Here is a 24,292-nt window from a genome sequence, read left to right on the forward strand (position 1 = left end):
TCCAGCAGGCGCAAGGGTTCGTTGCTGTGTGGCGGTTGTGGGGTGGGTTGCGCCCTGCCTGGAGCGTGATGGTTGCTGTTTTAGGTCGACGGGATGACACTCCGGGTGCTGGGGTTTGTTTGGGTTGGGTGGGTGGTTTCGTTGGGGGCTTTGTGTGGGGGCCCTTGCTTCGCTCGGCCTCGGGTTCTGTCGGGTTGACTTTTGATTGTTCGTCGAACTGGTGTTTGGTATTATGGGCTGGTGACCGGTGGTGGATCTCTTGTTCAGTCTGTGCAGTCGCTTCGGGTGCGGCGGGCACGGATGGATGCTGAGGAGATGAGCCTGTTGGCCTCGCTGCGCCGTCGGACGAAGCTGAGCTGCCGTGGTTTGCCGAGTCGTTGGTGCCGGAGTATCGGGCCTCGCGGGAGTTGTTCTCGGGCGGGTGCATACGGCCGTGTCTTTGGTGTCGCGGATGCTCGGCTGTTATCGCTGATGGAGGACGGGAAAGTCGAGTATTACGCCGCCTCCCGCGTCGTTGATGTGACTGGTGTGTTGACCGACTCGCAGGCTCGTGAGGTCGACTCGTTGTTGGCCGACAAGCTCGCCTCGGCGGCCGAGACCATGTGGTTACCCCACAATCTGGTTCGCGCGGTACGTCGACTGGTCGACAAGGTCGACCCCGCCGGTCGGGTTGAGCGTGCTCGCAAGGCCGACGAGGGGCGGAAGGTCACGTTGGAGCACGGCGAAAACTGCCAGTCCCGTCTCGTGACCACCATGCGGTCCGAAGTTGCCGCGGCTTGCTACGCGCGGGTCGACTCGCTGGCTCGGCAACGCAAGTGTGATGGGCACGAGCGAACCTATGACCAGTTGCGTGCGGACGTGGTTGCTGACCTGCTGCTGGGCAACGACCCCGGAGCGAAGACGCCCGAGGTGTCTGCGGTGGTCTACGTGCACATACCCGTCGACACCGCCCTGTCCATCTCCGAAACCGGGGCCGAGCTCGACGGCTACGGACCCATCCCCGGCGCCATCGGCCGAGAAATCGCCACCAACCCCACATCGACCTGGCGCAAGGTCCTCTGCGACCCCGCCACCGGCGACCCCGTCGACCTGGGCCGGTCCCGCTACCGACCCACCGCCACACTCCGCGAAGCCATGCGGGTGCGCGACCGGGAATGCGTCATCCCCTGGTGCCACCGGCCAGCACGACATTGCGATACCGACCACGAACGCGAATGGGCCCGTGACAACGGACCCACCTCACTGACCAACCTCACCGCACGCTGCCGCCGACACCACCGCATGAAAAACACCCCCGGCTGGACCACCACCCACCACCCGGCCAGGCGGACCACCACCGTCACCACACCACTCGGCCGCGCACACACCGGACGGCGAACACCCGTCCTCACACCGAAACCGAAAGCGCCGCCGCCCGGCCAACCGCCGGACCCGGACGAACCACCGCCGTTCTGACGGTTTCCTACTCCAGGCCGCCCTCGGCTGCGGGCTTCAACAACGGGGCGCCGGGGCCGAGGCGGGACAGTCGGTCGTCCACGTTGTGCAGCCCGCACGCACGCAGCGACAGGCAACCGCAACCGACACAGCCCGTCAGCTGGTCCCGTAACCGCTGCAACGCATCGATCCGCGCGTCCAACTCGTCACGCCACCCACGCGACAGCCGCGCCCAATCGGCCTTCGTCGGCGCATGATCGTCCGGGAGCGTCGACAGTGCCTCGCCGACATCCTCCAGACTCAACCCCACCCGCTGCGCAGCACGGATGAAGGCGATCCGCCGCAACACCGACCGCGGATACCGCCGCTGATTCCCACTCGACCGCTCCGACGTGATCAACCCACGATCCTCGTAGAACCGCAGCGCCGTATGCGGCACGCCGCTGCGCTCCGCGACCTGCCCGATGGTCAGATGATCGGCCAATCTCCTCGACACAACACCCACGGTAACCGCACCGGACCACGACTTCCACCTAACTCGAAGTGGCAGCGTGTCCGTACGACCGGACGCCGGGGTCAGTGCGCGGCGACGTGCTTGCCGTAGGCTCGATCACCTGATCCAACACGGCCCCACCCGGCTGACGCCACAACTCGGCGTCGAACACCTCCACCTCGATCGGCCCGTCATACCCGGCCGCCTCGACGCACGCGCGCAACCGACGATGATCGATCGGACCCGCACCCGGCAACGAACGCGCCATCAGCCCGTCCGTGATCGGCACCTGCTGATCGCACACGTGGAAGCCCGCGATCCGGCCCGCCGCCCGCTCGATCGACTCCTCGACCCGCGGATCCCACCACACATGGAACTCGTCCACGACCACCCCGACCGCATCCGCCGGATGTTCCTCGGCAATCGCCAAGGCCTGCTCCACAGTGGACAACACCGATCGTTCCGCACACTGCATCGGATGCAACGGTTCCAAACCCAACCGCACCCCACGCTCACGCGCATACGGCGCCAACTCGCCCACCGCATCCGCCACCCGCTGCCGCGAGGCGCGCAGATCACCCTCGGCGACACCGCCGACCACCAACACCAGCACGTCGGCGCCGATCGTCACCGCCTCGTCGATCGCCTCACGCGTCTGCGCCACCCCGTCCACCGGCCGTCCCTCCGGCGTGACCCCCGTGAAGAAACCACCGCGGCACAACGACGACACCCGCACCCCGTGCTCGGCCAACAACCGCGCCGTCTCCGCCGCCCCCACCTCGGCCACCTTGTCCCGCCACAAACCGATCCACTCGACCCCACGGTCCGCGCACCCACGCACCGCCTCCGGCAACGACCAGCTCTTCGTGGTGATCTGATTCAGACTCAACCGGTTCATCGCCGCACCCCCGCCACATCCAGCAGCGCACCCATCCGCGCCACCGCCCGCTCCGGATCGACGATCAACCCCGCCGCATCGGCCAACCGCAACACCTCCGACAGGTGCACGATCGAGCGCGCCGACTCCAACCCGCCCACCATGCGGAAGTGCTCCTGATGACCGTTCAGGTACGCCAGGAACACCACCCCGACCTTGTAATGCTGCGTCGCGCCCGGAAGATCTGCCGCGACAACGGCACCGTCGGCCCGAACAACTCGTGGAACCGCGCGACATCACCCTCGTCGAGCGCAGCCAACGCCGCCCCCGCCACCGGCGCGATCGGATCGAAGATGCCCAACAGCGCCTCGCTGTGCCCCACCTCGTCACCCGCGATCAGATCCGGATAGTTGAAATCGTCGCCCGTGTAACAGGCGACCCCATCCGGCAGGGCCCGCCGGAACTCCGTCTCGACCTCCGCATCGAGCACCGACACCTTCACGCCCGCCACCGTCGACGCATGCTCCGTACACAACGCCGCCAGCTCACGCGCCGCCGCCCGCACGTCGGAATGCCCCCAGTAGCCCGCCAACGCGGCATCGAACGGCTCGCCCAGCCAGTGCAACAACACCGGACCATCCGATTCGGACAACAACTTCCCGTACGCATCGTGATACGCCTGTGGACCGTCCGCGGCCGCCGCCAACCCACGGCTGGCCATCACCACCGGAACCGCGCCCTCCCCGGACACCAACTCCAGCTGTTCGCGCCACGCGTCCACCACGGCGTCCACAGTGGCCGGCCCGGGCGGCAACTGATCCGTGCCGACACCCGCCACCCACGGCCTCCCGCCGGCCCGCGCCGCCGCACCCGTGCGCCGGATCAACTCCTGCGTCGCCGCCCAGTCCAGGCCCATGCCGCGCTGCGCCGTGTCCATCGCCTCGGCCACGCCCAACCCGCACGACCACAGGTGCTCCCGGAACGCCAACGTCGCGTCCCAGTCGAGATGCACCACATGCGTCGGATCGTCGGCCGACAACGGATCGGCCACGACATGCGCCGCCGCGTACGCCACGCGCGATGTCGGGGGAGTCGTGGGGGGCACCGGGGCGCTCGCCCCCGACGGACTCCACTGCCGCAGGGAACCGTCGGCGGACGGGAGTGGCAACGAGCTCATGATCACTCCTTCGTGGTCAGGACGCCGTACCTGAAGCGCAGTCCTCGATGGCAGCCGCGGACGGCCACCTTCGAGAACAATCGTAGAAGCGCTTGCAGAAAACGCTTTCATTCGACCATAGACGCCTCCGGCACGTGCGACAAGACGTGCGTCCCGGCCGGACTCAGCCGTCGACCGGGCGCGTGCTGTCGCGCACGACGACCTCGGCGGGCATCCGCAGGATGCGCCTGCGCTTGCCCTGCTGCTCCCGGACGGCCAACTCCATGGCCCGCTCGCCCAGCTCCTCGAGGGGGAGCGCGACGGTGGTCAGCGGCGGTGTGAGGTCGCGTACCACGGGGATGTCGTCGAACCCGGCCACCGAGACGTCGCCCGGCACCGAGAGGCCCGTCTCGCGCAACGCGGTCATGGCGCCGATGGCCATCACGTCCGTCACGGCGAACACGCAGGTCACGTCGGGTTCACCGCCGCTGCGCGTGAGGAGTTCCGACATCGCCGCATGGCCGCCGTCGCGGGTGAACGCGCCCTCGACGATCCGGTCGTCGGCGAGCTCGACGCCGGCCTCGGCCAGTCCCTCGCGGAAACCCTTCAGCCGGTCCACCACCGTCGTCAGCGCAGGCGGTCCGGTGAGCACGGCGAACCGGCGATGCCCCTGGGCCGTGAGCGTGCGCGCCAGCTTCGCCGCCCCCTCGCGGTTCTCGGGCTGGACGCTGTCGACCTTCAGGGTGCGGTGCCGGCTGACCACGGCCACCTGGCCGCCGCCGCGCTGGTACGGCTCGATCTCGGCGGCCAGGGCGCGTTCCCACTCGCGGTCCTCGAAACCGGACCCGACGAGCAGGATCGCCGAGGCCCGCTGGGCCCGCAGCATCGAGATGTAGGCGATCTCCTTCTGCGGGTCGCGGAACGTGCTCGCCAGCATCACGAGCAGGCCGGCCTCGTCGGCCGCGCGCATGACCCCCCGCGAGATGGCGGCGAAGTAAGGGTCGCTGACGTCGTGGCAGATCACGCCCACCGTGCGGTGCGCCCCGCCCGCGAGTGCCTGGGCGTGCGCGTTCGGCGTGTAGGCCAGGTGTTGGGCAGCCGCGACCACACGGTCACGCAGGTCGGGGCGCACTTTGGTGGTGCCGTTGAGCGCACGCGACGCGGTGGCGAGGGAGACCTGCGCCTCGCGCGCGACGTCCTCGAGCGTGACATGTGGCCGACCGTCCATTCGCGACCCTCCCGCTTCATCTCGTCGCCATCGCCTCAGCGTAAGCCACCAGGACCGGAGGTCCGGCGCTTGACCGCCTCAGTGCGGTCTGCCTACGCTGTGCCCACCATAGCGTGAAAGCGCATTCAGAAAGCGCATTCACGCACCTCTATCGGGTGCTGGTACTGACACGTTCGACGGTGAACGGAGGGTCATGGTCACGCACACACAGTCCGCGCGGGACGGGCGGCAGGAGTCGGGAGGCGAGTCCTCCGGCATCGCCGAACGCCGCCGACCCGGCATGGTGCAACGGCTCGGCGGATTCCTGGAGCGTTCGTGGCGGCCGTTCGCCCTGCTCGCCGGCCTGTTGGTCGCCTGGTGGGCGGTGACGGCGGCCGAGCTCGTGGAGCCCTACCTGATCCCCTCGCCCGGTGACACGTTCGACGCCATCGCCCAGCGGCCCGAGTACTTCTGGGAACACACCTGGACGACCTCGTACGAGACGCTGCTCGGGTTCGGCATCGCCATCGCGGTCGGGGTGATCTCGGCTGTGCTGATGGTGCAGTCGCAGACCCTCGAGAAGACGCTGTACCCGCTGCTGCTGTTCGCCCAGGTGATCCCGAAGATCGCGATCGCCCCGCTGTTCGTGGTGTGGCTCGGGTTCGGTATGGGCCCGAAGGTGCTCGTGGCGGTGCTGATGGCGTTCTTCCCCGTCGTCATCTCGATGGTGACCGGTCTGAAATCGGTCGATCCGGAGATGCTGCAGTTGTCCTCGACGATGGGCGCCAAGCCCTGGCAGACGTTCTGGAAGATCCGGTTCCCGGCGTCGTTGCCGCATCTGTTCGCAGGACTGAAGGTCGCGGCCACGATGGCCGTGACGGGCGCGGTCGTCGGCGAGTTCGTCGGCGCGGACGCCGGCCTCGGGTTCGTCATCCTGCAGGCCAACGGAAACCTCGATACGCCCATGCTGTTCGCGGGACTGCTGATCATGTCGCTGCTCGGCGTCCTGCTGTTCGTGCTCGTGGAATGGGCCGAGCAGCTGCTGCTGCCCTGGCACGCCAGCCGCCGCGACGAAGGCGCCACCACAACGCTGTGACGCCGTGACGGGTTTCGTCCTGTTCGAGTTAGCCCTGTGAGTCAAAGGAGAGCAATAGCAATGAAGCTACGCGCACTCACCGCAGGAACCGCCTCCGTGGCGTTGCTGCTGGCCGCCGGTTGCGGCGGCGGATCGGAAGGCGAGACCGTCACCGGCGCCGACGGGCAGGAGCTGGACCAGGTGACGCTCACCCTCAACTGGTATCCCTACGGCGAGCACGCGCCGTTCTACTACGGCGTGGAGCAGGGCATCTTCGAGGAGCACGGAATCTCCCTCGAGGTGCGGGCCGGTCAGGGTTCGCAGAAGACCGTCCAGGCGACCGCCGCCGGGCAGACCGACTTCGGCTGGGCCGACACGCCCGCGCTGCTGTCCGGCGTCTCGCAGGGACTCGACGTCAAGAGCATCGGCGTCTACCTGCAGACCACGCCGTCGTCGGTGCAGTTCTTCGCCGAGCAGGGCGTCGAGTCGCCGGACGACCTCAAGGGCAAGACCGTGGCCAGCACGGCCGGTGACGCGTTGACGGACGTGTTCCCGTTGTTCCTCGAGGCGAACGGACTGTCCGACGAGGACGTCAGGGTGCAGAACACCGACGCCGCGGGGAAGATGGCCGCCGTCATGTCCGGCCAGACCGACGCGCTGCTCGGCTACGCGACCGACCAGGGTCCGACGATGCAGGAGGAGTCGGGCAAGGAGGTCTCGTACCTGCGGTGGGCCGAGAACGGTCTGAACTTCTTCAGCAACGGCCTGCTCACCGCCCAGGACGTCCTCGACGACCGCGGTGACCTCGCCCAGCGCATGGTCGCCGCGACGACCGAGGCGTGGGAGCAGGCCGCCGAGGACCGCGAGGCCGCGGTCGAGGCGATGGAGGGTTCGTCGGAGCAGCTGCCGTCGAAGCAGGTCCTCACCGAGCAATTCGACGAGACGCTCGAACTGCTGCACACCGAGGCGACCGAGGGCGAGCGCCCCGGTGTGAACACCGCCGAGGACTGGGAGCAGACGATCGGCATCTTCGCCGACGCCGGGGTCATCGAGGAGGCGGGCGAACCGTCCGAGTACTGGGTCGACAACGTCGCGCCGGCCGCTCAGGAATAGCGCTGCTGCAACACAGTTCGGACAGCTCACGAGGAGTGGGGAAGCACATGGCTGGCTACGCGGTCGAGATCGAGGACGTCTCCGTGCGGTTCCGCAGCAAGAAGCGGGACGTGACGGCGCTGGCCGACGTGACGATGCGCGTCGAGCCCGGCGAGTTCGTGTCCATCGTCGGCCCGTCGGGCTGCGGAAAATCGACGTTGCTCAAGCTCTCGTCGGGATTGCTGAGTCCGTCGGCCGGCGGGGTGCGGCTGTTCGGCGAACGCGTCGACAGCCCGCGCAAGGACATCGGTTACGTGTTCCAGAAGGCCGCGCTGCTGGAGTGGCGGTCGGCGCGCAAGAACATCCTGCTGCAGGCGGAGATGCGGAACATGCCGGCCAAGGACGCGGCCGCGCGGGCCGACGAGCTCATCGAGATGACGGGGCTGTCCGGGTTCGAGGACGCCCTGCCGCACGAGCTGTCCGGTGGGATGCAGCAGCGCGTGGCGTTGTGCCGCGCGCTGCTGCACCGCCCTCCGGTGCTGCTCATGGACGAGCCCTTCGGCGCGCTCGACGCGTTGACCCGCGAGCAGATGAACGTCGAGCTGCGGCGGATCTGGCAGGAGACCGGCACGACGGTGCTGCTGGTGACGCATTCGATCGCCGAGGCCGTGTATCTGTCCGACCGCGTGGTGATGATCTCCGCGCGGCCGGGCACGGTCGCGGGCGTCATCGACGTGAACCTGCCCGTCGAACGCGACTACGGGCCGACGATGGCCGAACCGGAGTTCGCCAAGGCGACCCGGCACATCCGCGATCACCTCGCGCCGCCAGCGCCTCCGAATAGGCGAGCCGTCCACCCGGGCCCGGCTGCCGAATCTCCGGCTCCGGGGCGGGCCGAGCTGTCCACTTCGTACACCCACACCCAGAAAGGGCCTGTCATGGTCAACGAGCAGCGATCCATCGGGATCGTGATGAACGGTGTCACCGGCCGCATGGGATACCGCCAGCACCTGGTCCGGTCGATCCTGGCGATCCGGGAGCAGGGCGGGCTGCGGCTGCCCGACGGCACGGTGCTGTGGCCGGAGCCGATTCTGGTGGGGCGCAACGAATCCAAGCTCGCCGAGATCGCCAAGGAGCACCGTCTCGACCGGTGGACCACAGACCTGGACGAGGCGCTGCGGTCCGGCGCGGAGATCTACTTCGACGCCCAGGTGACGAGCCGCCGCGCCGAGGGGGTGCGCAAGGCGATCGACGCGGGGCTGCACGTCTACACCGAGAAGCCGATCGCCGAGGACACCGAGGGCGCGCTGGAACTCGGTCGCTGGCCAGGTCTGCGGGCGCAAGGCGGGCGTGGTGCAGGACAAGCTGTTCCTGCCGGGGCTGCGCAAGCTCAAGCGTCTCGTCGACGGCGGGTTCTTCGGCCGGATCCTGTCGGTGCGGGGCGAGTTCGGCTATTGGGTGTTCGAGGGCGACTGGCAGGAGGCGCAGCGTCCTTCGTGGAACTATCGCGCCGAGGACGGCGGCGGAATCATCGTCGACATGTTCTGCCACTGGCGGTACGTGCTCGAGGACATCCTCGCCCCGGTGCGCTCGGTGCAGGCCCTGGCCGCCACGCACATCCCCGAGCGGGTCGACGAGCAGGGTGCCACCTATCCGGCGACCGCCGACGACGCTGCGTACGGCATCTTCGAGCTCGACGGCGGCATCGTGGCGCAGCTGAACTCGTCGTGGACCACGCGAGTGTTCCGCGACGAGCTCGTCGAGTTCCAGGTCGACGGCACGGAGGGCAGTGCTGTGGCCGGTCTGCGGCGGTGCCGCGTGCAGCACCGGGCGATGACGCCGAAGCCGGTGTGGAACCCGGACCTGCCCGCCACGGAGGACTTCCGCGGCCAGTGGCAGGAGGTGCCGGACAACGCCGAGTTCGACAACGGTTTCAAGGTGCAGTGGGAGATGTTCCTGCGGCACGTCGCGTCCGACGAGCCGTTCCCGTGGGACTTCCTCGCGGGCGCGCGTGGGGTGCAGCTGGCCGAGCTCGGCCTGGAATCGGCGAAGGAGGGCCGGCGCGTCGACGTCCCGACGTTGTCGCTCTGACCGGCTGCGGCAGACTGCGGGGTATGCAGCTCGTTTCCCTCGACGACATCCGGCTCGCCGCCGACCGTGTGCGCGGCCGGGTGTTGCGTACCCCGCTGCTGCCCGCGCCGTGGGCGGCCGATGCCTCCGACGACCGCCCGCTGTGGGTCAAACCCGAGAGCCTGCAGGCGATCGGCGCGTTCAAACTGCGCGGTGCGATCAACGCGCTCGCCGCGCTGGACGAGCCGAGCCGGGCGCGCGGGGTGGTGGCGTACTCGAGCGGCAACCACGCCCAGGCGGTGGCGTACGCGGCGCGGCAGTTCGGCGTCACCGCCCACATCGTGATGCCCGAGGACACGCCGCGGGTGAAGGTCGACGGCACGCGCCGGCACGGCGCCGAGGTCGTCCTCGTGCCGCTGGCCGAACGGGAGTCGACCGCCTACCGCCTGGTCGACGAACTGGGTGCGGTGTTGGTGCCGCCGTTCGACCATCCGGACATCATCGCCGGTCAGGGCACCGCGGGCCTCGAGATCGCCGAGGACCTGCCGGACGTCGAGCTCGTGCTCGTGCCCGTCAGCGGCGGGGGACTGGCCTCGGGGATCGGCACGGCGGTCAAGGCGCTGTGCCCGAACGCGGCCGTGTTCGGGGTCGAACCGGACCTCGCTGCCGACGCCGCCGACAGCCTGCGCGCCGGCCACATCGTCGAGTGGCCCGCCCAGGACCGGGCTCGGACGATCGCCGACGGTCTGCGCGCGCAGCCGTCGGAGCTGACGTTCGCGCACCTGCAGGCCGTGCTCGACGGCATCGTCACCGTCACCGACGGCGAAATCCGCGCGGCCATGCGGATGCTCGCGACCGGAAGCAGGCTGATCGCCGAACCCTCCGGCGCCGTGCCGCTCGCCGCATACCTGCACCGTGCCGACCAGCTGCCGCGCGGACGCACGGTCGTGGTCGTCTCCGGCGGCAACGTGGACCGCGAGGTGCTCGCCGACGCCTGGTGGGGTGATTCGGAGGGGTGGGTGCCGCGGTGGGCTGGGTCGGGCGATTCAGCCGGACCCAACCCGCCATGCGCGCGGCGCGCGCACTAGTGCTTGAGCGCCACGCCGCCGGTCATGAACCGGACGCCGACGGTCGTCGCGTCGGTGACGAGTTCCTCGGGACGCCACAGGGGCAGCGGCACGATGCCCGGGGGCAGGATCTCGATGCCGTCGAAGAACTCCATCAGCTCTTCCGGGGTGCGGACCCGACCCGTGCCGAGCTGCTCCAGCAGCTGCTCCTCGAGCGCGGCGCTTTCCGGCGAGTCGCTGAGCCGCGTGAAGTTGGTGATGAAGAAGTACGAGCCGGCGGGCGCGGCGTCACGGAGCGTCCTGACGATGCCGTTCGGATCCTCCTCGTCGAGGATGTGGTGCAGAATGCCGACCAGCATCACACAGACCGGCTTGCTGAAGTCGAGCAGCTCCTGCACGTCCGGGTGCGCGAGGATCTTCTGCGGCTCGCGGATGTCGGCGGTGACGACCCGGGTGTTCGGGTTGTCCTCGAGGATGGCCCGCCCGGTGGCGAGCACGATCGGGTCGATGTCGACGTACACGACCTTCGCGTCGGGGTTGACCTCCTGCGCGACCTCGTGGGTGTTACGCACAGTAGGCAGACCCGACCCCAGGTCGAGGAACTGCGTGATCCCCTTGTCGCGGGCCAGGTGTCGGATGACCCGATGGAGGATCGCTCTGTTGTGCAGTGCGATCTCCTTGAGTTCCGGCATGATCGCGAGGCTGCCCTGGGCCACTCGGCGGTCGATCGCGAAATTGTCGCTGCCGTCGAGCATCACGTCGTACACGCGAGCTGCGGTGGGCAGGCCGTCGTCGAGTGTGACGATGTCGGGCGTGTCCTGGGCTGAGTCTTCGGAGGACATCGAAGCGTCCTTCTCCTCGTCGATAGGGGAAATCGCCGTCATCGTAGCGAGTCCTGCACGAACCGTCACTGATCGAGTGGATTTCGTTGCGGTGACGGTGCCAGGAGCGCGGCCGGGCGAATGTGCGGCGGTCGATCTTCCGAAACAGCGGAGCCGGAGCGAAGCGCGGCACGGGGTCGGGTGTGCCAGGGTGAGAGGCGGAGAGAGCCTGCAGGCGAGGCGAAGGGGGCCGACGATGAGTGACGTGCTGTTCGGCGACGACCATGTCCGCAAGTACGAGGAGACCGACGGCGAGGTCGGCCACATCTGGCAGAACGACGCGCCGACGCTGGTCCTGACCACGAAGGGCCGCAAGACCGGTGAGCCGCGCAAGTTCGCCCTGATCTACCAGCAGTACGAGGGGTCCTACGTCGTCGTCGCCTCCAAGGGCGGCGCTCCGGAACACCCGGGCTGGTACAAGAATCTCGTCGCGAACCCGGACGTCGAGGTCCAGGTCGGGGCCGAGAAGTTCGCCGCGGTGGCCCGCACCGGGAGCGCCGAGGAGAAGGCCGCGGTCTGGGCCAGGATGACCGCGGTGTGGCCCGCGTTCGACGAGTACCAGGCCAAGACCGCCCGGGACATCCCGGTGGTCCTGCTCGACCCGGCCTGACCTGCCCGTTCGCTCTGCCGGACGCGGGTTTCGCCCGGCAGAGCGACCCATGTCACGCCCACGCCCCGGGTGGCGGCGGTGCGGTGTGGCGCGGGGCATAATCGCGACCATGAGCGAACACTTCGACGTTGTGGTCCTGGGCGCCGGTCCCGGCGGGTACACCGCCGCCGTCCGCGCGGCCCAGCTCGGGTACGACACCGCGATCATCGAGGAGCGTTACTGGGGCGGTGTCTGCCTGAACGTGGGCTGCATCCCGTCGAAGGCGCTCCTGCGGAACGCGGAACTGGCGCACCTGTTCCACACCGAGGCCAAAACCTTCGGCATCCAGACGACCGGTGAGGTCACGTTCGACTACGGCGCGGCGTACACGCGCAGCCGCAAGGTCGCCGACGGCCGCGTCAAGGGCATTCACTATCTGATGAAGAAGAATGCCGTCACCCAGTTCACCGGCCGCGGCTCGTTCACCGGCGCCAACGCGATCGAGGTGCGCCGTGAGGACGGTACGACCGAGACGGTCACCTTCGACCATTGCATCATCGCCGCGGGTGCGAGCCCGAAGCTGCTGCCCGGCACGCAGCGCAGCGAGAACGTCGTGACCTACGAGGAGCAGATCCTCGCCGACGAGCTGCCCGGCAGCGTCGTCATCGCCGGCGCGGGCGCCATCGGCGTCGAGTTCGCCTACGTGCTGCACAACTACGGCGTCAAGGTCACGATCGTCGAGTTCGCCGACCGCATGGTGCCCGGCGAGGACGAGGAGGTGTCGGCGGAACTGGCGCGCCGGTACCGCCGGCTCGGCGTCGACGTCCTCACCTCCACCAAGGTCGAGTCCATTGAGGACAACGGTGACGGCGTGCGCGTCACCGTCTCGGCCGACGGTGAGCAGAAGGTGCTCGAGGCCGACAAGGTGTTGCAGGCCATGGGTTTCGCGCCCAACGTCGAGGGCTACGGGCTCGAGAACGCGGGTGTGCGCCTGACCGACCGCGGCGCGATCGAGGTCGACGGTCGCGGTCGTACCAACGTGCCGAGCATCTTCGCTATCGGTGACGTGACGGCCAAGTTGATGCTCGCGCACGCGGCCGAGTCCATGGCGATGATCGCCGCCGAGACCATCGCGAACGTCGAGACGATGGAACTCGACTTCCGGATGATCCCGCGCGCGACGTACTGCCAGCCGCAGATCGCCTCGTTCGGACTCACCGAGCAGCAGGCCCGCGACGCCGGCCACGACATCCAGGTGCAGAAGTTCCCGTTCACCGCCAACGGCAAGGCGCACGGCCTGGCCGACCCGGTCGGGTTCGTCAAGATCGTCGCCGACTCCGAGCACGGCGAGTTCCTCGGCGCGCACCTGATCGGCCCGGAGGTCACCGAGCTGCTGCCCGAGCTCACGCTCGCCCAGCAGTGGGACCTGACGATCCACGAGGTCGGCCGCAACGTGCACGCCCACCCGACCCTCGGCGAGGCCGTCAAGGAAGCCGTCCACGGCCTCGCCGGCCACATGATCAACATGTGACAACCGCCGTGTCAGCACCCCACGTCGCCGTGTCAGCACCTGGCGTCGCCGTGTCAGCGGTTCGCGTGGGCGTGTTGGCAATCCGCGTCGTCGTGTTGCGCGCTACGGGTCAGAACCCGTAGCGCGCAACTGCGTTCGGGCGCAACACGATGCGTGCGAGGTCGAGTGCCAGTACGCCGTCGAGGTCGGCGGTGCGGGCGGCGTCGCCCAGATCCCAGTACTGCGCGGCGAGGCGGCGCGCCAGGTCGTAGGTCTCGGCGGATCCGCCGGTGTCGATCGTGGTGGTGCCGGAGACCGACACCCAACGTTCGCGTTCGTCGACCGGGGTGGTGACGACGAGCGACGCGCGCGGATCCTGCCGCAGTTGGCGCACCTTGCGTGCGCCCGCGTCGGTGAACAGGTGGATCGTGCCGTCGTCGGCCGGTTCGAACCACACGGGCCGGGGCTGCGGCGGCACCGGCCCTGCGGCCACGGTGAAGAAGCCCAGCAGCGGTCGGCGGAGGAACGCGAGGTCGTCGGTGGTCAGAAGCGTGTCCGCGGTGGTATCGGTCGTCGTCATGTCGACGAGTCAACCCGATCGACGCGGACGATCACATGGGTAGAGCTCCGGATTTCCTGGCTGTTCGTCTACGCTCGCGAATGTGGACGTCTTCGACGATCTGATCCGTGGCATCCGCGCGCACGGGTCGCTGTTCGGCAGCTCGATGCTGACGCCGCCCTGGTCGCTGCGGTTCGACGACGCCGCCCCACTGACCCTGTGCACGGTGCTCGGCGGGTCGGGGTGGATCGTGCCCTCCCAAGGCGAACCCGAGCCGTTGCGTGACGGCGACACGGTGGTGGTCCGCGCGCCGGTGACGTTCGGCTTCGTCGACGAGCTCGGCACGCGCGCCGAACCCGTCCACTGTGGTGCGCACTGCACGGTCCCGGAGGACGGCGGAACGCGGCACCGGCGCGGTTGGTACGACGCGGGCGGTGGCGGCAGGGGCGACGTGGCGACGTTGATCGTCGGCGCCTATCCGGCACGCAGCGAGGTCAACGCCCAGCTGCTGGAGGCGCTGCCGTATGTGTTGCGTGTGGACGGTGGAGGGACCGGGGACGCTGTGCTCGAGCACCTTGCCGAGGAGGTCGCGATCGACAAGCCGGGACAGCAGGTGGTGCTCGACCGGCTGCTGGACTGGATGTTGGTGTGCACGTTGCGCGCGTGGTTCGACCGGCCGGGCGGCGCAGCGCCGGGCTGGTGGACCGCGCAACACGATCCGGTCGTCGGCGACGCGTTGCGGCGGATGCACGCCGAACCCGAGGCGCCGTGGACGGTCGCCGCCCTGGCCGCCCGCGTCGGCGTCGCGCGTTCGACGCTGGCGAAGCGGTTCGCCGACGTGCTGGGTGAACCGCCGCTGGCCTACCTCACCCGCTGGCGCATGACGCTCGCCGCGGAACTGCTGGCCGAACGCTCGTCGGTCACGGTCGCCGACGTCGCGCGGACGGTCGGCTATGCCGATCCGTTCGCGTTCAGTGCCGCGTTCAAACGCGTCCGAGGCGTCACCCCGAGCCGGTTCCGCACCTCTGCCCGCGCGGAATGACCGGCGCGGGCCGTCCACGAATCCACAACACGGCGACGCCAGGTGCTGACACGGCGACGTGGGGTGCTGACACGGCGGTTAGCGTTGGTGGGTGGTCATGGGTGACGAGCAGGTGCGCGTCTTCGAGGACGCGCGTGCCCGGCTGCAGGCGATCGCCTACCGGATGCTGGGTACGGTCGCCGACGCCGAGGACGCCGTGCAGGACACGTTCGTGCGCTGGTCCGGCGCCGATCACGCCGGGGTGCGCGAGCCGGCCGCCTGGTTGACCCGGGTGCTGACCAACGTGTGCCTGAACCGGTTGACGTCGGCGCGGGCGCGCCGTGAGGAGTACGTCGGCCCGTGGCTCCCGGAACCCATCCTGACCGGTAGCGAGGCCAACGGACACACCGGCCGGACCGACTCCGCGCTGACCACGGTCGCCGAGCGGGAATCGGTGTCGATGGCGATGCTCGTGGTGCTCGAACGGCTGACCCCACCCGAACGTGCGGTGTTCGTGCTCCGCGAGGCGTTCGGCTACCCGCACGTCGAGATCGCCGCCATGCTCGGCGTGACCGAGGCGTACAGCCAGCAGCTCCACAGCCGCGCCCGCAGGCACGTCGCCGACGGCAGGGCACGGTTCACGACCTCGCCGCAACAGGCGCGGCGCATCACCGAACGGTTCCTCGCCGCCGCGCGCGGCGGCGACCAGGACGCGTTGCGCAGCCTGTTCGTCGACGACGTCGTGGCGTGGGCCGACGGCGGCGGCAGGACGACCGCCGCGCGCAAGCCGATCCGCGGTGCCGACCGCGTCGCGCGCTACCTGGGCTGGATGAGCAGGGACATCCCCGGTGTCGGGGTGCACGTGGTCGAACTCAACGGTGGGCCCGGGCTCGTGGCCACGCTCGACGACGTGCCCGCGCTGGCCGTGTCGCTGCACCTGGTCGAGGGTGCGATCGCCGACATCTATCTGATCGCGAACCCGGACAAGCTCACGCGACTCGCCCTGCCCGCCATGTGACACAGAACACTGGACGCTGCTGTCAGTTCCGGTGCCGCTGCCCGGTTCAGGAGGTGACACGGCGGCAGCGGGGAAGGAGCGGGCACATGGGTCGGCGGATCGTGGTGATCGGCGGGGGCTACGCGGGTGCGACGGCGGCGAATCGGATCGCGCGCCGGGTCGACGGCGCCGAGGTGGTGTTGGTGAACGAGCGGGACACGTTCGTCGAACGAGTACGGCTGCACCAGGTCGCAGCGGGGGAGGACGTCGCCGCGATGTCGCTGCGCGAACGCTTGCGCCCCGGGGTGTCGGTGGTCGTCGCGCGGGTGCGGGCCATCGACCTCGACCGCAGGGAACTCGACCTCGAACCGACCCAGGGCACGGCGACCCAGGGCACGGGGCCGGACGTGCTGCGTTACGACACGCTCGTCTGCGCGGTCGGCAGCACGGCCGCGCCGGCACCCGACGCCGCGATCCCGCTCGCCTCGGCCGAGGACGCGGGGCAGGCCCGGGGCCGGATCGCCGAGCTCGCCGGGGAACGCGGCACGGTCGCGGTGGTCGGCGGGGGACTGACGGGAATCGAGGCGGCGACCGAGATCGCCGAACGGTGGCCGTCGCTGTCGGTCCGCATGGTGTCGGACACCGAGCCGGGGCCGGGGCTGTCGACACGGGCGCGCACGCACGTCCGCGCGGTGTTCGACCGGCTCGGGATCCACGTCGTCCGCGGTGCCGTCGTGGACGTCGACGACGGCCGGGTGCGTCTGGCCGGCGGCGGGACGGTCGGTGCGGGCCTGACGCTGACGTGCACGGGTTTCGCCGTACCCCCGCTCGCGGAGGCCGCGGGCCTGGCCGTCGACGAGGTGGGGCGGGTCCGGGTCGACGAGACGTTGCGGTCGGTCTCGCACCCCGACGTCTACGCGGTGGGCGACGCCGCGGCGCCGGAACTGCCGAGCGGGCGGATGTTGCGGATGGCGTGCGCGACGGCGCTGCCGATGGGTGGTGCCGCGGGCACGGCGATCGCGGCGGCACTGGCCGGCCGCGACCCGGGCGGGCTGCGGTTCCGCTACGTCAACCAGTGCGTGAGTCTCGGCAGGCGGGACGGAGTCATCCAGCTCGTCGACGCCGACGACCGGTCGCGGCGCGCGGCGCTCACGGGCCGGGTCGCCGCCCGGTACAAGGAGGCCGTCGTACGCGGTGCGACGTGGTTCTCGGCTCACCCCGGCCCGTACCGCCCGATCCGCACGGTCACCGGGTGACCACATTCCGATTCGATTCCCGGCCGGCGTATTTGGTGAATTCGATCTTTCCGGGAGTTGTTCACGCGGGTGTTACGTCCGGTGGGCGAACTTGAGCTTCGCCACATCGCGGCAGGAAATCGGCTACCTCGGCGTTAACGTGAGGGAAGGTTCGATTCGCCGGAGAATGGTTCTCCGGCCTCCATTCTTTTTCCGCCGTCCGTAGAGGGATCCGCCATGACCGCATCCGGCAACGCCGAGCAGAGCAACCTGAGTGCCGCGGCAGACCCCGGCGTGCTGGCCGCCCGCGCCGAGGATGCGACGCGCGCCCTCCAGCAGTGGGCCGCACGGCGCACCGCGGGCAGTGGCGCCGTCGACCGCGCCGAGCAGGAGGCGGAGCTGCACGAGGTGCTCGCCTCGTTGCGCCAGCTCTCGGAGAACCTCGCCCGGTTCCTGCCGGAGGCCGGTTCCTGGCTGGAACAGCAGCTGTGGTCGGGAAACCTCGGTGACGACGCCGACTACTCCGAGCTGACCCAGTCGACGTTCGAGGCCGCGGCCGCGCTCTCGCGCGCCCAGCGGATGGCCTCACAGCTGGGCCGCGAACTCCACGCCGCCGAGCTCGCGAGCCGTTCGCTCATCCGCCAGTGACCTGAGGCGGAACCGGCACCGATTCGCCTTCCGCGCGCAGCACGGCGTTCGTCTCGCGCTGTTGCTCGATCGCCTCGATCAATTCTGCGTCGCTCATGTGCGCCGTCGACGTGATTCCGAGGCTGCGGGCCGACGCAGCGAGTTCGGCCATGCTCGTCTCGTGATGTCCACGATTGTCGCTCGTCGTCTGCCACGGGATTTTCGCCATGCCAGGCGCATACCCGGTGGAGCCATCGACAAACCCCGGGCGTGACGCCGTCCACAGCGTCCACGGGCTACGTGGTGCGGCGTCCCCGCTGTCCACACTGTCCATATCGGACTCGGGGCGGGGGCCGATGATCGGTCCCCGCCCCGTTGTCGTGCGCGCGCCTGCTTACTTGATCTCGATGCGGCGCGTTCCCTCGTCGGGCCGCTTCGGAACGGTGACCGTCAGGACACCGTCGGCGAGCTCGGCGCCGATCTGCTCGGCGTCGACACCCTCGGGCAGCGTCACGCCGTAGCGAAACTGTCCGGTGCGGCGCGTCCGGCGACGGAACGTCCCCTCGCGCTCGGCGATCTCGCCGCTGATCGACAGGACGTTGTCGGCCAGGTCGACGGTGATGTCGTCGCGTTGCACGCCGGGCAGCTCGACCTCGACGACGTACGCCTCGTCGGTCTCGCGGACGTCGGCGGCCGGGGCCCACGTCTGCGAGGAGGTGCCGGCGTTCAGCGCCCGCGCGAGCTCGTCGAACTCGCGGAACGGATTCCACGGCTGACCCCAGCTCGGGCTCGAGACTCCGAGCGGACGCGGGGTGCGGTTGGTACGCAGCACCGGGAATGCCATTGCTCATCCCTCCTGGGGTTCACGGCCCGCGACTCGGGCCTGTCACCGGGTGCAACGGAGTTGATGCCTCAATTGTTCCCAAAGTTGAGCACTTGCCACTCAAGTCTGCCTTACAGCAGGTCACGACATGGCTAGTTGCTGCATAGGGGTAGGGGGTATATTGTCTCGACGGATACTCCGGAAGGGTGGAAGCGATGTTCGAGAAGGCCTACACCGTTGTCGGCATGACGTGCCAGCACTGCGTGGCGTCGGTGACCGAGGAGGTCGGCGAGATCGACGGTGTCCGGAGCGTCGACGTCGATCTCGAGACCGGTGCCGTCACCGTCACCAGTGATGCCGAACTCCCGGCCGACGCCGTCCGCTCGGCCGTCGAGGAGGCCGGCTACACGCTCACGGCGTGACCGCCTCGGGCTCCTCGGAGGGGCCCGCCTCGTTCAGGAGCTGCGCCAGTGGCCGGCGCCGACGAAGATCAGTCGCAGCGCGCGCTGCGCGGTTTCGACGATCTCGGCGTCGGCCCCCGGTCTGGCTTCGAGCAGCTCGAGCACGGTGCTGAACATGGCCGACACGACCAGGTCGGCGAGCATGCGGAGGTCGCCTGTGGGCCACGTGCGCAGTCCGTCGAAGCGGGCCAGGTCGACCGCGAGTTCGCCGGTGAGCAGTTTGAGTTCCACGCCGATCGTCTGCCGTACCGCACCCGTCCCGCCGTACCGCTCGCGCACGAGGAACCAGTAGTGATCCTCGTGTGAACGCACGTGCTCCGAGAGGGTGAGCACCGAGGCGCGGATGAGATCGTCCGAGCCACCGGGCACGGCACGGGCCTCGCGGATCATCGTCCGCAGCGTGCGCATCGACTCCTCGACGAGCGTGACGCCCAGCTCGTCCATCGACGCGAAATGCCGATAGACCGCTGTCGGTACGACGCCCGCCTGTTTCGCGATCTCCCGCAGGCTGACCCCGGCAAAACCGCGTTCCGACGCCTGCCGCAGCGCGGCGTCGAGCAGCGCGCGGCGGGTGCGTTCCTTGCGTTCGTTACGGGTTTCCGGGGCGGTCATGGTTGCCAAGCCTACGTCGGCCCGGATCGCCACCGCGGTTGTAACCCGCTTCACATCACTCTCGTCCACCTTGCGCCTCCAGCTCCGCGTCCCCATAGTTGAGTGTACAGACGTTCACTGAATTGGAGAGGCGGTGACGAGGATGGCCGCACTGCCGGCCTCACTCACCTCGTTGGCGGAGCGACTGCTGACTCCGCACGGGTTCGACCGCTACGTCGAGCTGATCGATCCGATGCTGGTGCGACGCGAGATCCGCGGCGAGGTCGTGGCGGTCCGCAGACAGCCGGCCGACTCGGTGACGCTGACCGTCCGCCCGAGCGCGCGTGGCGCGGATTCGACGCAGGCCAGTTCGTCCGCGTCACCGTCGACATCGACGGCGTGCGCCGCACCCGGTGCTACTCGCCCGCGGGCAGCGCGCGCCGGGGCGGCGACCTCGAGTTCACGATCAAGGCGCACGAGGGCGGCCTCGTGTCGCGCCACCTGTACGAGCACGCGCGGGCCGGCACCGTGCTCGGCCTGTCCGCCGCCGAGGGGACGTTCACCCTGCCGTCGCCGCGACCGGACGGCGTGGTGCTCATCGCGGCGGGCAGCGGCATCACCCCGGTGCTGTCGATGCTGCGCACGCTCGTCGACGAGCAGTACCCGGGCGCGGTGTCGCTGCTGTACTACGCGCGTACACCGGCCGACGTGCCCTACGCCGACGAGCTGGCGCGGCTGGCGACCCGGCGCGGGGTCCGCGTGCAGGTGCGCCACACCGCCACCGACGGGCATTTCACCGCCGCACACCTGAAGGACGTCGCGCCCACGTTCGCGCAGCTGCCGGCGTACCTGTGCGGTCCGCCCGCGCTGATGGACGCCGTGCGCGAGCTGTACGACGCCGAAGGCATCGGTGAACAACTGCACACCGAGGCGTTCACGCCTCCCGCGCTGACGGTTCCCGCCGAGGGCGTCGGCGGCCGCATCCGCTTCGTGCGCAGCGGCGTCGAGGTCACCGGCGACGGCCGCACCCTGCTCGAACAGGCCGAGTCCGCCGGCCTGACCCCGGAGTACGGCTGTCGCATGGGCATCTGCTTCTCGTGCACCCAGCGCAAGGTCTCCGGCGTCGTGCGCACCTCCGCAGGTGAGCAGTCCGCCGAGGACGACGAAGAGATCCAACTGTGCGTCACCGCCGCGGCCGGCGACGTCGACATCGACTGCTAGGAGAGAACATGACGGGCTTGCAGGACCGGCTCACCCCGGAACAGGTGGAGGCGTTCGGCCGCGAGATGGACGAACTGCGGCAGCGGATCGTCGCCGACCTCGGCGCCGACGACGTCGAGTACATCCACAACGTCATCAAGGCCCAGCGGGGCCTCGAGGTCACGGGCCGGGCGCTGATGTACGTCGGGTTCTTCCCGCCGGCATGGCTCGCCGGGGTCGGTGCGCTGTCGCTGGCGAAGATCCTCGACAACATGGAGATCGGCCACAACGTCATGCACGGCCAGTACGACTGGACGCGCGACCCGGCGCTGAGCTCGCAGCGGTTCGAATGGGACAACGTGGCGCCCGCCGAGAACTGGCGGCACTCGCACAACTACATCCACCACACCTACACCAACATCGTCGACAAGGACCGCGACGTCGGCTACGGCATCCTGCGCATCGACCCCGCGCAGAAGTGGCATCCGTACTACCTGGGCAACCCGGTGTACGCGACGCTGCTGGCGATCTTCTTCCAGTGGGGCGTCATGCTGCACGACCTCGAGGTCGACCGGGTGATCAAGGGCGAGCGCAAGTGGTCCGAGTTCGCCGAGGAGCGGCGCCGCATCGGGCAGAAGCTGCGGCAGCAGATCGGCAAGGACTACGTGCTGTTCCCGCTGCTCACCGGCCCGCTCGCGCCGCTGACGTTCGCGGGCAACGCGACCGCCAACCTCGCGCGCAACCTGTGGGCGTTCGGCATCATCTTCTGCGGGCACTTCCCCTCCGACGTCGAGAGCTTCAGCGAGGAGGAGACCCGCAACGAGACGCGCGGGCAGTGGTACCTGCGCCAGATCCTCGGGTCGGCGAACATCACCGGCGGCAAGCTGTTCCACGTCCTGTCCGGCAACCTCTCGCACCAGATCGAGCACCACCTCTTCCCGGACATCCCCGCGCGGCGCTACCCGCAGATCGCCGGTGAGGTGCGCGCCATCTGCGAGAAGTACGGCTTGCCGTACAACACGGGCCCGCTGCACAAGCAGCTGTGGCAGGTGGCGAAGAAGATCGTCAAGTTCGCGCTGCCCGGCACTGGGGACGAGGCCCAGCAACCGGCTACGCTCGAACGCGACCGGAAACCCGTCGCCGCCTGAGGCAGGCGGGAACGGCAACCGAGGCAGGGAGCGGCGACATGGTCGGGCGGTTCGAAGCGGGCAAGGACACCGTGCAGGTGCTCACGGAGCAGGCGGCCACGCACGTCGGCAACATCACCGGGATCATCACCGGCGCCGTCCGCGACGTCGCGCGCGAGACCGGTGAGTGGGTGACCGAGGTGATCGAGATGCGGGAGGCGTCCGAGCGCGCCGTCGCCGACCACCGGGCCGACCAGGACGCCGGTGTCGAGGATGCTGATGTCGAGGTCGACGCCGAGGTCGTGGACGTCGACCCCGACGACGGGGCCGACACAGCCGGGCGATGAGCGTCCCGCGGTGGTGTGGTGTGCGCCTCCCCGTCGGGACCGGGCACGGCCGGGGTGGTCATGATGTCCGGCGTGAGTGACGTGAGGAATACGGCAGACCTCGTCGACGAGCACGGCGACGCGCTGCGCGTGTGCGATACGCAGTTCCGGCAGTTCGGTTCGCACCGGGAGTTCTTCGGCCGGGTGCGCACGGTGTCCTGCTACCAGGACAACGGCCTGGTCAAGCAGCTGCTGAACTCGCCGGGCGAGGGCTGCGTGCTCGTCGTCGACGGACGCGGCTCGCTGCACACGGCGCTGACCGGCGACCTCATCGCCGGCGCCGCGGTGCGCAACGGCTGGGCCGGGCTGATCATCAACGGCGCGGTGCGCGACTCGTCGGTGCTGGCCGGACTGCCGCTGGGCGTCAAGGCGCTCGGCACCAACCCGCGCAAGAGCAGCAAGGACGGTGTCGGCGAGGTCGACATCCCGGTCGGCTTCGGCGGTATCACGTTCCACCCCGGTGACCAGCTGTACGCCGACGACGACGGCGTGGTGCTCCTCCCGCGGATCTGAGGCGCCGGTGCGAGCCGTCGTCTACGCGGGCTACACGCAGCCGCTCGAACTGCGTGAGGTGCCGGAACCGGAGTGTCCCGCCGACGGCGTGGTGCTCGACGTGCGCGCCACCGGCGTGTGCCGGTCGGACTGGCACGCCTGGAAAGGGCACGAACAGGTTCCGCTGCCGCAGATCCCCGGACACGAACTGTCCGGAGTGATCGCCCACATCGGACCCGAGGTGACCCGGTGGCGCGCCGGCGCGCGTGTGACCGTGCCGTTCGTGTGCGGCTGCGGCCGGTGCGAACACTGCGCGGCAGGCGAGGCCCAGGTGTGTCCACAGCAGACACAGCCCGGGTTCACCGGCCCCGGATCCTTCGCCGACCGGGTCGCGATCCACGCGGCCGACCTGAACCTCGTCGCACTGCCCGACGACGTCGGCTTCGTCGCCGCCGCCTCCCTCGGGTGCCGATTCGCCACGGCCTACCGCGCGTTGACCGCCCACGGCCGCGTCGGCACCGGCGACCAGCTCGTCGTCCACGGCTGCGGGGGAGTGGGCCTGTCCGCCGTGCAGATCGGAGTCGCACTCGGCGCGCGCGTCGTCGCGGTCGATGTCGCCGAGGCGTCGCTGGCGCGCGCCCGTGCGCTCGGCGCGGACGTCGGCATCCACTCCGCGGGCATGTCCGTGGCCGACGTCGCGGCTGCCGTGCACGACGCCACCGGAGGCGGGGCGCACGTGTCCGTCGACGCCTACGGCTCCGCCGACACCTGCGCCGCATCCGTACGATCCCTGCGGCGCCGCGGCCGGCACGTCCAGATCGGACTCCTCTTCGGACCCGCCGCCACCCCGCCGATTCCGATGGACGTCGTCACCGCCTTCGAGCTCGAGATCTACGGATCTCACGGCATGCCCGCGCGCGACTACCCGGGGATGTTGCAGCTCGTCGCCGATGGGGTGCTGCGGCCGCAGGCATTGGTCTCGGAGGTTATCGGGCTCGAGGATGCCGCTCGGGCATTGGCTGCCATGGACGACGTAGTCGGCGCCGGAGGAATGACCGTCATCGAGCTCTGACCCTGTCGCCGTGTTGGCACCCCACGTCGCCGTGTTGGCACCTCACGTCGTTGTGTTGGCGTCCTGCGTCGCCGTGTTGGCACCTCACGTCGCCGTGTTGGCAGCTCACGTCGTTGTGTTGGCGTTTCGGGGCGTGGGGTTAGACGTGCCTCGCCGGCGGGCAGGTCTCCGGGATGTTGGGCGGCTTTGCCGCCGGGGGAAGTGTCATCCCGTCGACCTCTCGTTTGGGGTATCACACTGCAGCCAGGGC

General features: G+C 69.5%; 22 protein-coding genes and 5 pseudogenes. 18 read left to right on the forward strand and 9 right to left on the reverse strand.

Annotated elements, in window-relative coordinates:
- Window positions 1-270: 270 nt before the first annotated feature.
- Complete coding sequence (locus BJF85_RS06070; protein WP_255375432.1) at window positions 271-1,455, forward strand: HNH endonuclease signature motif containing protein; 1,185 nt, start codon at window positions 271-273, stop codon at window positions 1,453-1,455.
- A gap of 7 nt (window positions 1,456-1,462) precedes the next feature.
- On the opposite strand, the gene soxR is transcribed toward BJF85_RS06070, so the two are convergent.
- The 4 genes and pseudogenes from soxR to BJF85_RS06090 all read right to left on the reverse strand — a co-directional run bounded on the left by soxR (window position 1,463) and on the right by BJF85_RS06090 (window position 5,188).
- Window positions 1,463-1,930 carry a redox-sensitive transcriptional activator SoxR gene (gene soxR, locus BJF85_RS06075; protein ID WP_075846123.1) on the reverse strand — a complete coding sequence of 156 codons (468 nt, stop codon included), beginning with the start codon at window positions 1,928-1,930 and terminating at the stop codon, window positions 1,463-1,465.
- A gap of 80 nt (window positions 1,931-2,010) precedes the next feature.
- Window positions 2,011-2,825 (reverse strand): annotated as a pseudogene (locus BJF85_RS06080) (sugar phosphate isomerase/epimerase family protein).
- Window positions 2,822-3,981 (reverse strand): annotated as a pseudogene (locus tag BJF85_RS06085) (DUF993 family protein). Before BJF85_RS06085 ends, BJF85_RS06080 begins: the two co-directional pseudogenes overlap by 4 nt.
- A gap of 163 nt (window positions 3,982-4,144) precedes the next feature.
- Window positions 4,145-5,188: a LacI family DNA-binding transcriptional regulator gene (locus BJF85_RS06090; protein ID WP_075846124.1), complete on the reverse strand. Its 1,044-nt coding sequence runs from the start codon at window positions 5,186-5,188 to the stop codon at window positions 4,145-4,147.
- Window positions 5,189-5,381: 193 nt separating this feature from the next.
- On the opposite strand from BJF85_RS06090, the gene BJF85_RS06095 reads away from it, so the two are divergent.
- The 5 genes and pseudogenes from BJF85_RS06095 to BJF85_RS06115 all read left to right on the forward strand — a co-directional run bounded on the left by BJF85_RS06095 (window position 5,382) and on the right by BJF85_RS06115 (window position 10,492).
- On the forward strand, window positions 5,382-6,263 hold the full coding sequence (locus tag BJF85_RS06095) for an ABC transporter permease (protein ID WP_075846125.1): 882 nt from the start codon (window positions 5,382-5,384) through the stop codon (window positions 6,261-6,263).
- Between the two features lie 60 nt (window positions 6,264-6,323).
- Window positions 6,324-7,355, forward strand: coding sequence for an ABC transporter substrate-binding protein (locus BJF85_RS06100; protein WP_075846126.1), 1,032 nt, complete (start codon window positions 6,324-6,326; stop codon window positions 7,353-7,355).
- A 134-nt stretch (window positions 7,356-7,489) separates the two neighbouring features.
- Window positions 7,490-7,834 (forward strand): annotated as a pseudogene (locus tag BJF85_RS29720) (ATP-binding cassette domain-containing protein); the annotation flags it as partial.
- A 438-nt stretch (window positions 7,835-8,272) separates the two neighbouring features.
- Window positions 8,273-9,425, forward strand: a pseudogene (locus BJF85_RS06110) (Gfo/Idh/MocA family protein).
- Window positions 9,426-9,448: 23 nt separating this feature from the next.
- Window positions 9,449-10,492, forward strand: a complete 1,044-nt coding sequence (locus BJF85_RS06115) for a threonine/serine dehydratase (protein WP_075846127.1) — start codon at window positions 9,449-9,451, stop codon at window positions 10,490-10,492.
- Here BJF85_RS06115 and BJF85_RS06120 read toward each other — a convergent pair.
- A complete protein-coding gene (locus BJF85_RS06120; protein WP_075846300.1) occupies window positions 10,489-11,313 on the reverse strand; it encodes an SAM-dependent methyltransferase in 825 nt (274 codons plus the stop codon). The genes BJF85_RS06115 and BJF85_RS06120 overlap by 4 nt on opposite strands.
- A gap of 244 nt (window positions 11,314-11,557) precedes the next feature.
- Between BJF85_RS06120 and BJF85_RS28385 the strand changes: the two genes are divergently transcribed.
- Together BJF85_RS28385 and lpdA are read left to right on the forward strand one after the other, a co-directional pair.
- Window positions 11,558-11,962: a nitroreductase family deazaflavin-dependent oxidoreductase gene (locus BJF85_RS28385; RefSeq protein WP_075846128.1), complete on the forward strand. Its 405-nt coding sequence runs from the start codon at window positions 11,558-11,560 to the stop codon at window positions 11,960-11,962.
- A gap of 109 nt (window positions 11,963-12,071) precedes the next feature.
- Entirely contained in the window at window positions 12,072-13,472 is a 1,401-nt protein-coding gene (gene lpdA / locus BJF85_RS06130) for a dihydrolipoyl dehydrogenase (protein WP_075846129.1), read from the forward strand.
- A gap of 109 nt (window positions 13,473-13,581) precedes the next feature.
- Here the strand turns inward: lpdA and BJF85_RS06135 are convergent, their stop codons facing one another.
- Window positions 13,582-14,031, reverse strand: a complete 450-nt coding sequence (locus tag BJF85_RS06135) for a pyridoxamine 5'-phosphate oxidase family protein (RefSeq protein ID WP_075846130.1) — start codon at window positions 14,029-14,031, stop codon at window positions 13,582-13,584.
- A gap of 82 nt (window positions 14,032-14,113) precedes the next feature.
- Here BJF85_RS06135 and BJF85_RS06140 point away from each other — a divergent pair, with 82 nt between their 5' ends.
- The 4 genes from BJF85_RS06140 (at window position 14,114) to BJF85_RS06155 (ending at window position 17,911) form a co-directional block, all read left to right on the forward strand.
- Complete coding sequence (locus BJF85_RS06140) at window positions 14,114-15,052, forward strand: AraC family transcriptional regulator (RefSeq protein ID WP_075846131.1); 939 nt, start codon at window positions 14,114-14,116, stop codon at window positions 15,050-15,052.
- A 97-nt stretch (window positions 15,053-15,149) separates the two neighbouring features.
- Window positions 15,150-16,049 (forward strand): RNA polymerase sigma-70 factor, encoded by a 900-nt coding sequence (locus BJF85_RS06145; RefSeq protein WP_075846301.1) that lies wholly within the window; start codon window positions 15,150-15,152, stop codon window positions 16,047-16,049.
- Window positions 16,050-16,135: 86 nt separating this feature from the next.
- Window positions 16,136-17,284: an NAD(P)/FAD-dependent oxidoreductase gene (locus tag BJF85_RS06150; protein WP_075846132.1), complete on the forward strand. Its 1,149-nt coding sequence runs from the start codon at window positions 16,136-16,138 to the stop codon at window positions 17,282-17,284.
- Window positions 17,285-17,500: 216 nt separating this feature from the next.
- Entirely contained in the window at window positions 17,501-17,911 is a 411-nt protein-coding gene (locus tag BJF85_RS06155; RefSeq protein WP_075846133.1) for a hypothetical protein, read from the forward strand.
- On the opposite strand, the gene BJF85_RS06160 is transcribed toward BJF85_RS06155, so the two are convergent.
- Window positions 17,898-18,062: a Rho termination factor gene (locus BJF85_RS06160; RefSeq protein ID WP_139320487.1), complete on the reverse strand. Its 165-nt coding sequence runs from the start codon at window positions 18,060-18,062 to the stop codon at window positions 17,898-17,900. The two genes, BJF85_RS06155 and BJF85_RS06160, sit on opposite strands and share 14 nt — an antisense overlap.
- A 222-nt stretch (window positions 18,063-18,284) precedes the next feature.
- Complete coding sequence (locus BJF85_RS06165; protein WP_075846135.1) at window positions 18,285-18,734, reverse strand: Hsp20/alpha crystallin family protein; 450 nt, start codon at window positions 18,732-18,734, stop codon at window positions 18,285-18,287.
- Window positions 18,735-18,928: 194 nt separating this feature from the next.
- Between BJF85_RS06165 and BJF85_RS06170 the strand changes: the two genes are divergently transcribed.
- Window positions 18,929-19,135 (forward strand): heavy-metal-associated domain-containing protein, encoded by a 207-nt coding sequence (locus BJF85_RS06170; RefSeq protein ID WP_075846302.1) that lies wholly within the window; start codon window positions 18,929-18,931, stop codon window positions 19,133-19,135.
- Between the two features lie 33 nt (window positions 19,136-19,168).
- Here the strand turns inward: BJF85_RS06170 and BJF85_RS06175 are convergent, their stop codons facing one another.
- Window positions 19,169-19,786, reverse strand: a complete 618-nt coding sequence (locus tag BJF85_RS06175) for a TetR family transcriptional regulator (RefSeq protein WP_075846136.1) — start codon at window positions 19,784-19,786, stop codon at window positions 19,169-19,171.
- A gap of 378 nt (window positions 19,787-20,164) precedes the next feature.
- Here BJF85_RS06175 and BJF85_RS06180 point away from each other — a divergent pair, with 378 nt between their 5' ends.
- The 5 genes and pseudogenes from BJF85_RS06180 (at window position 20,165) to BJF85_RS06200 (ending at window position 24,042) form a co-directional block, all read left to right on the forward strand.
- The gene (locus tag BJF85_RS06180; RefSeq protein ID WP_255375435.1) at window positions 20,165-20,986 is read left to right on the forward strand and encodes a flavin reductase family protein; all 822 of its coding nucleotides are present in this window, start codon (window positions 20,165-20,167) and stop codon (window positions 20,984-20,986) included.
- An 8-nt stretch (window positions 20,987-20,994) separates the two neighbouring features.
- Window positions 20,995-22,113, forward strand: coding sequence for an acyl-CoA desaturase (locus BJF85_RS06185; RefSeq protein ID WP_075846137.1), 1,119 nt, complete (start codon window positions 20,995-20,997; stop codon window positions 22,111-22,113).
- Window positions 22,114-22,151: 38 nt separating this feature from the next.
- Window positions 22,152-22,334, forward strand: a pseudogene (locus BJF85_RS31165) (hypothetical protein); the annotation flags it as partial.
- A gap of 177 nt (window positions 22,335-22,511) precedes the next feature.
- Complete coding sequence (rraA, locus tag BJF85_RS06195; RefSeq protein ID WP_255375436.1) at window positions 22,512-22,991, forward strand: ribonuclease E activity regulator RraA; 480 nt, start codon at window positions 22,512-22,514, stop codon at window positions 22,989-22,991.
- 7 nt (window positions 22,992-22,998) lie between these two features.
- Complete coding sequence (locus tag BJF85_RS06200; protein ID WP_075846139.1) at window positions 22,999-24,042, forward strand: zinc-dependent alcohol dehydrogenase family protein; 1,044 nt, start codon at window positions 22,999-23,001, stop codon at window positions 24,040-24,042.
- Window positions 24,043-24,292 lie beyond the last annotated feature (250 nt).

Source organism: Saccharomonospora sp. CUA-673, from assembly GCF_001942305.1.
Classification (GTDB): Bacteria; Actinomycetota; Actinomycetes; order Mycobacteriales; family Pseudonocardiaceae; genus Prauserella.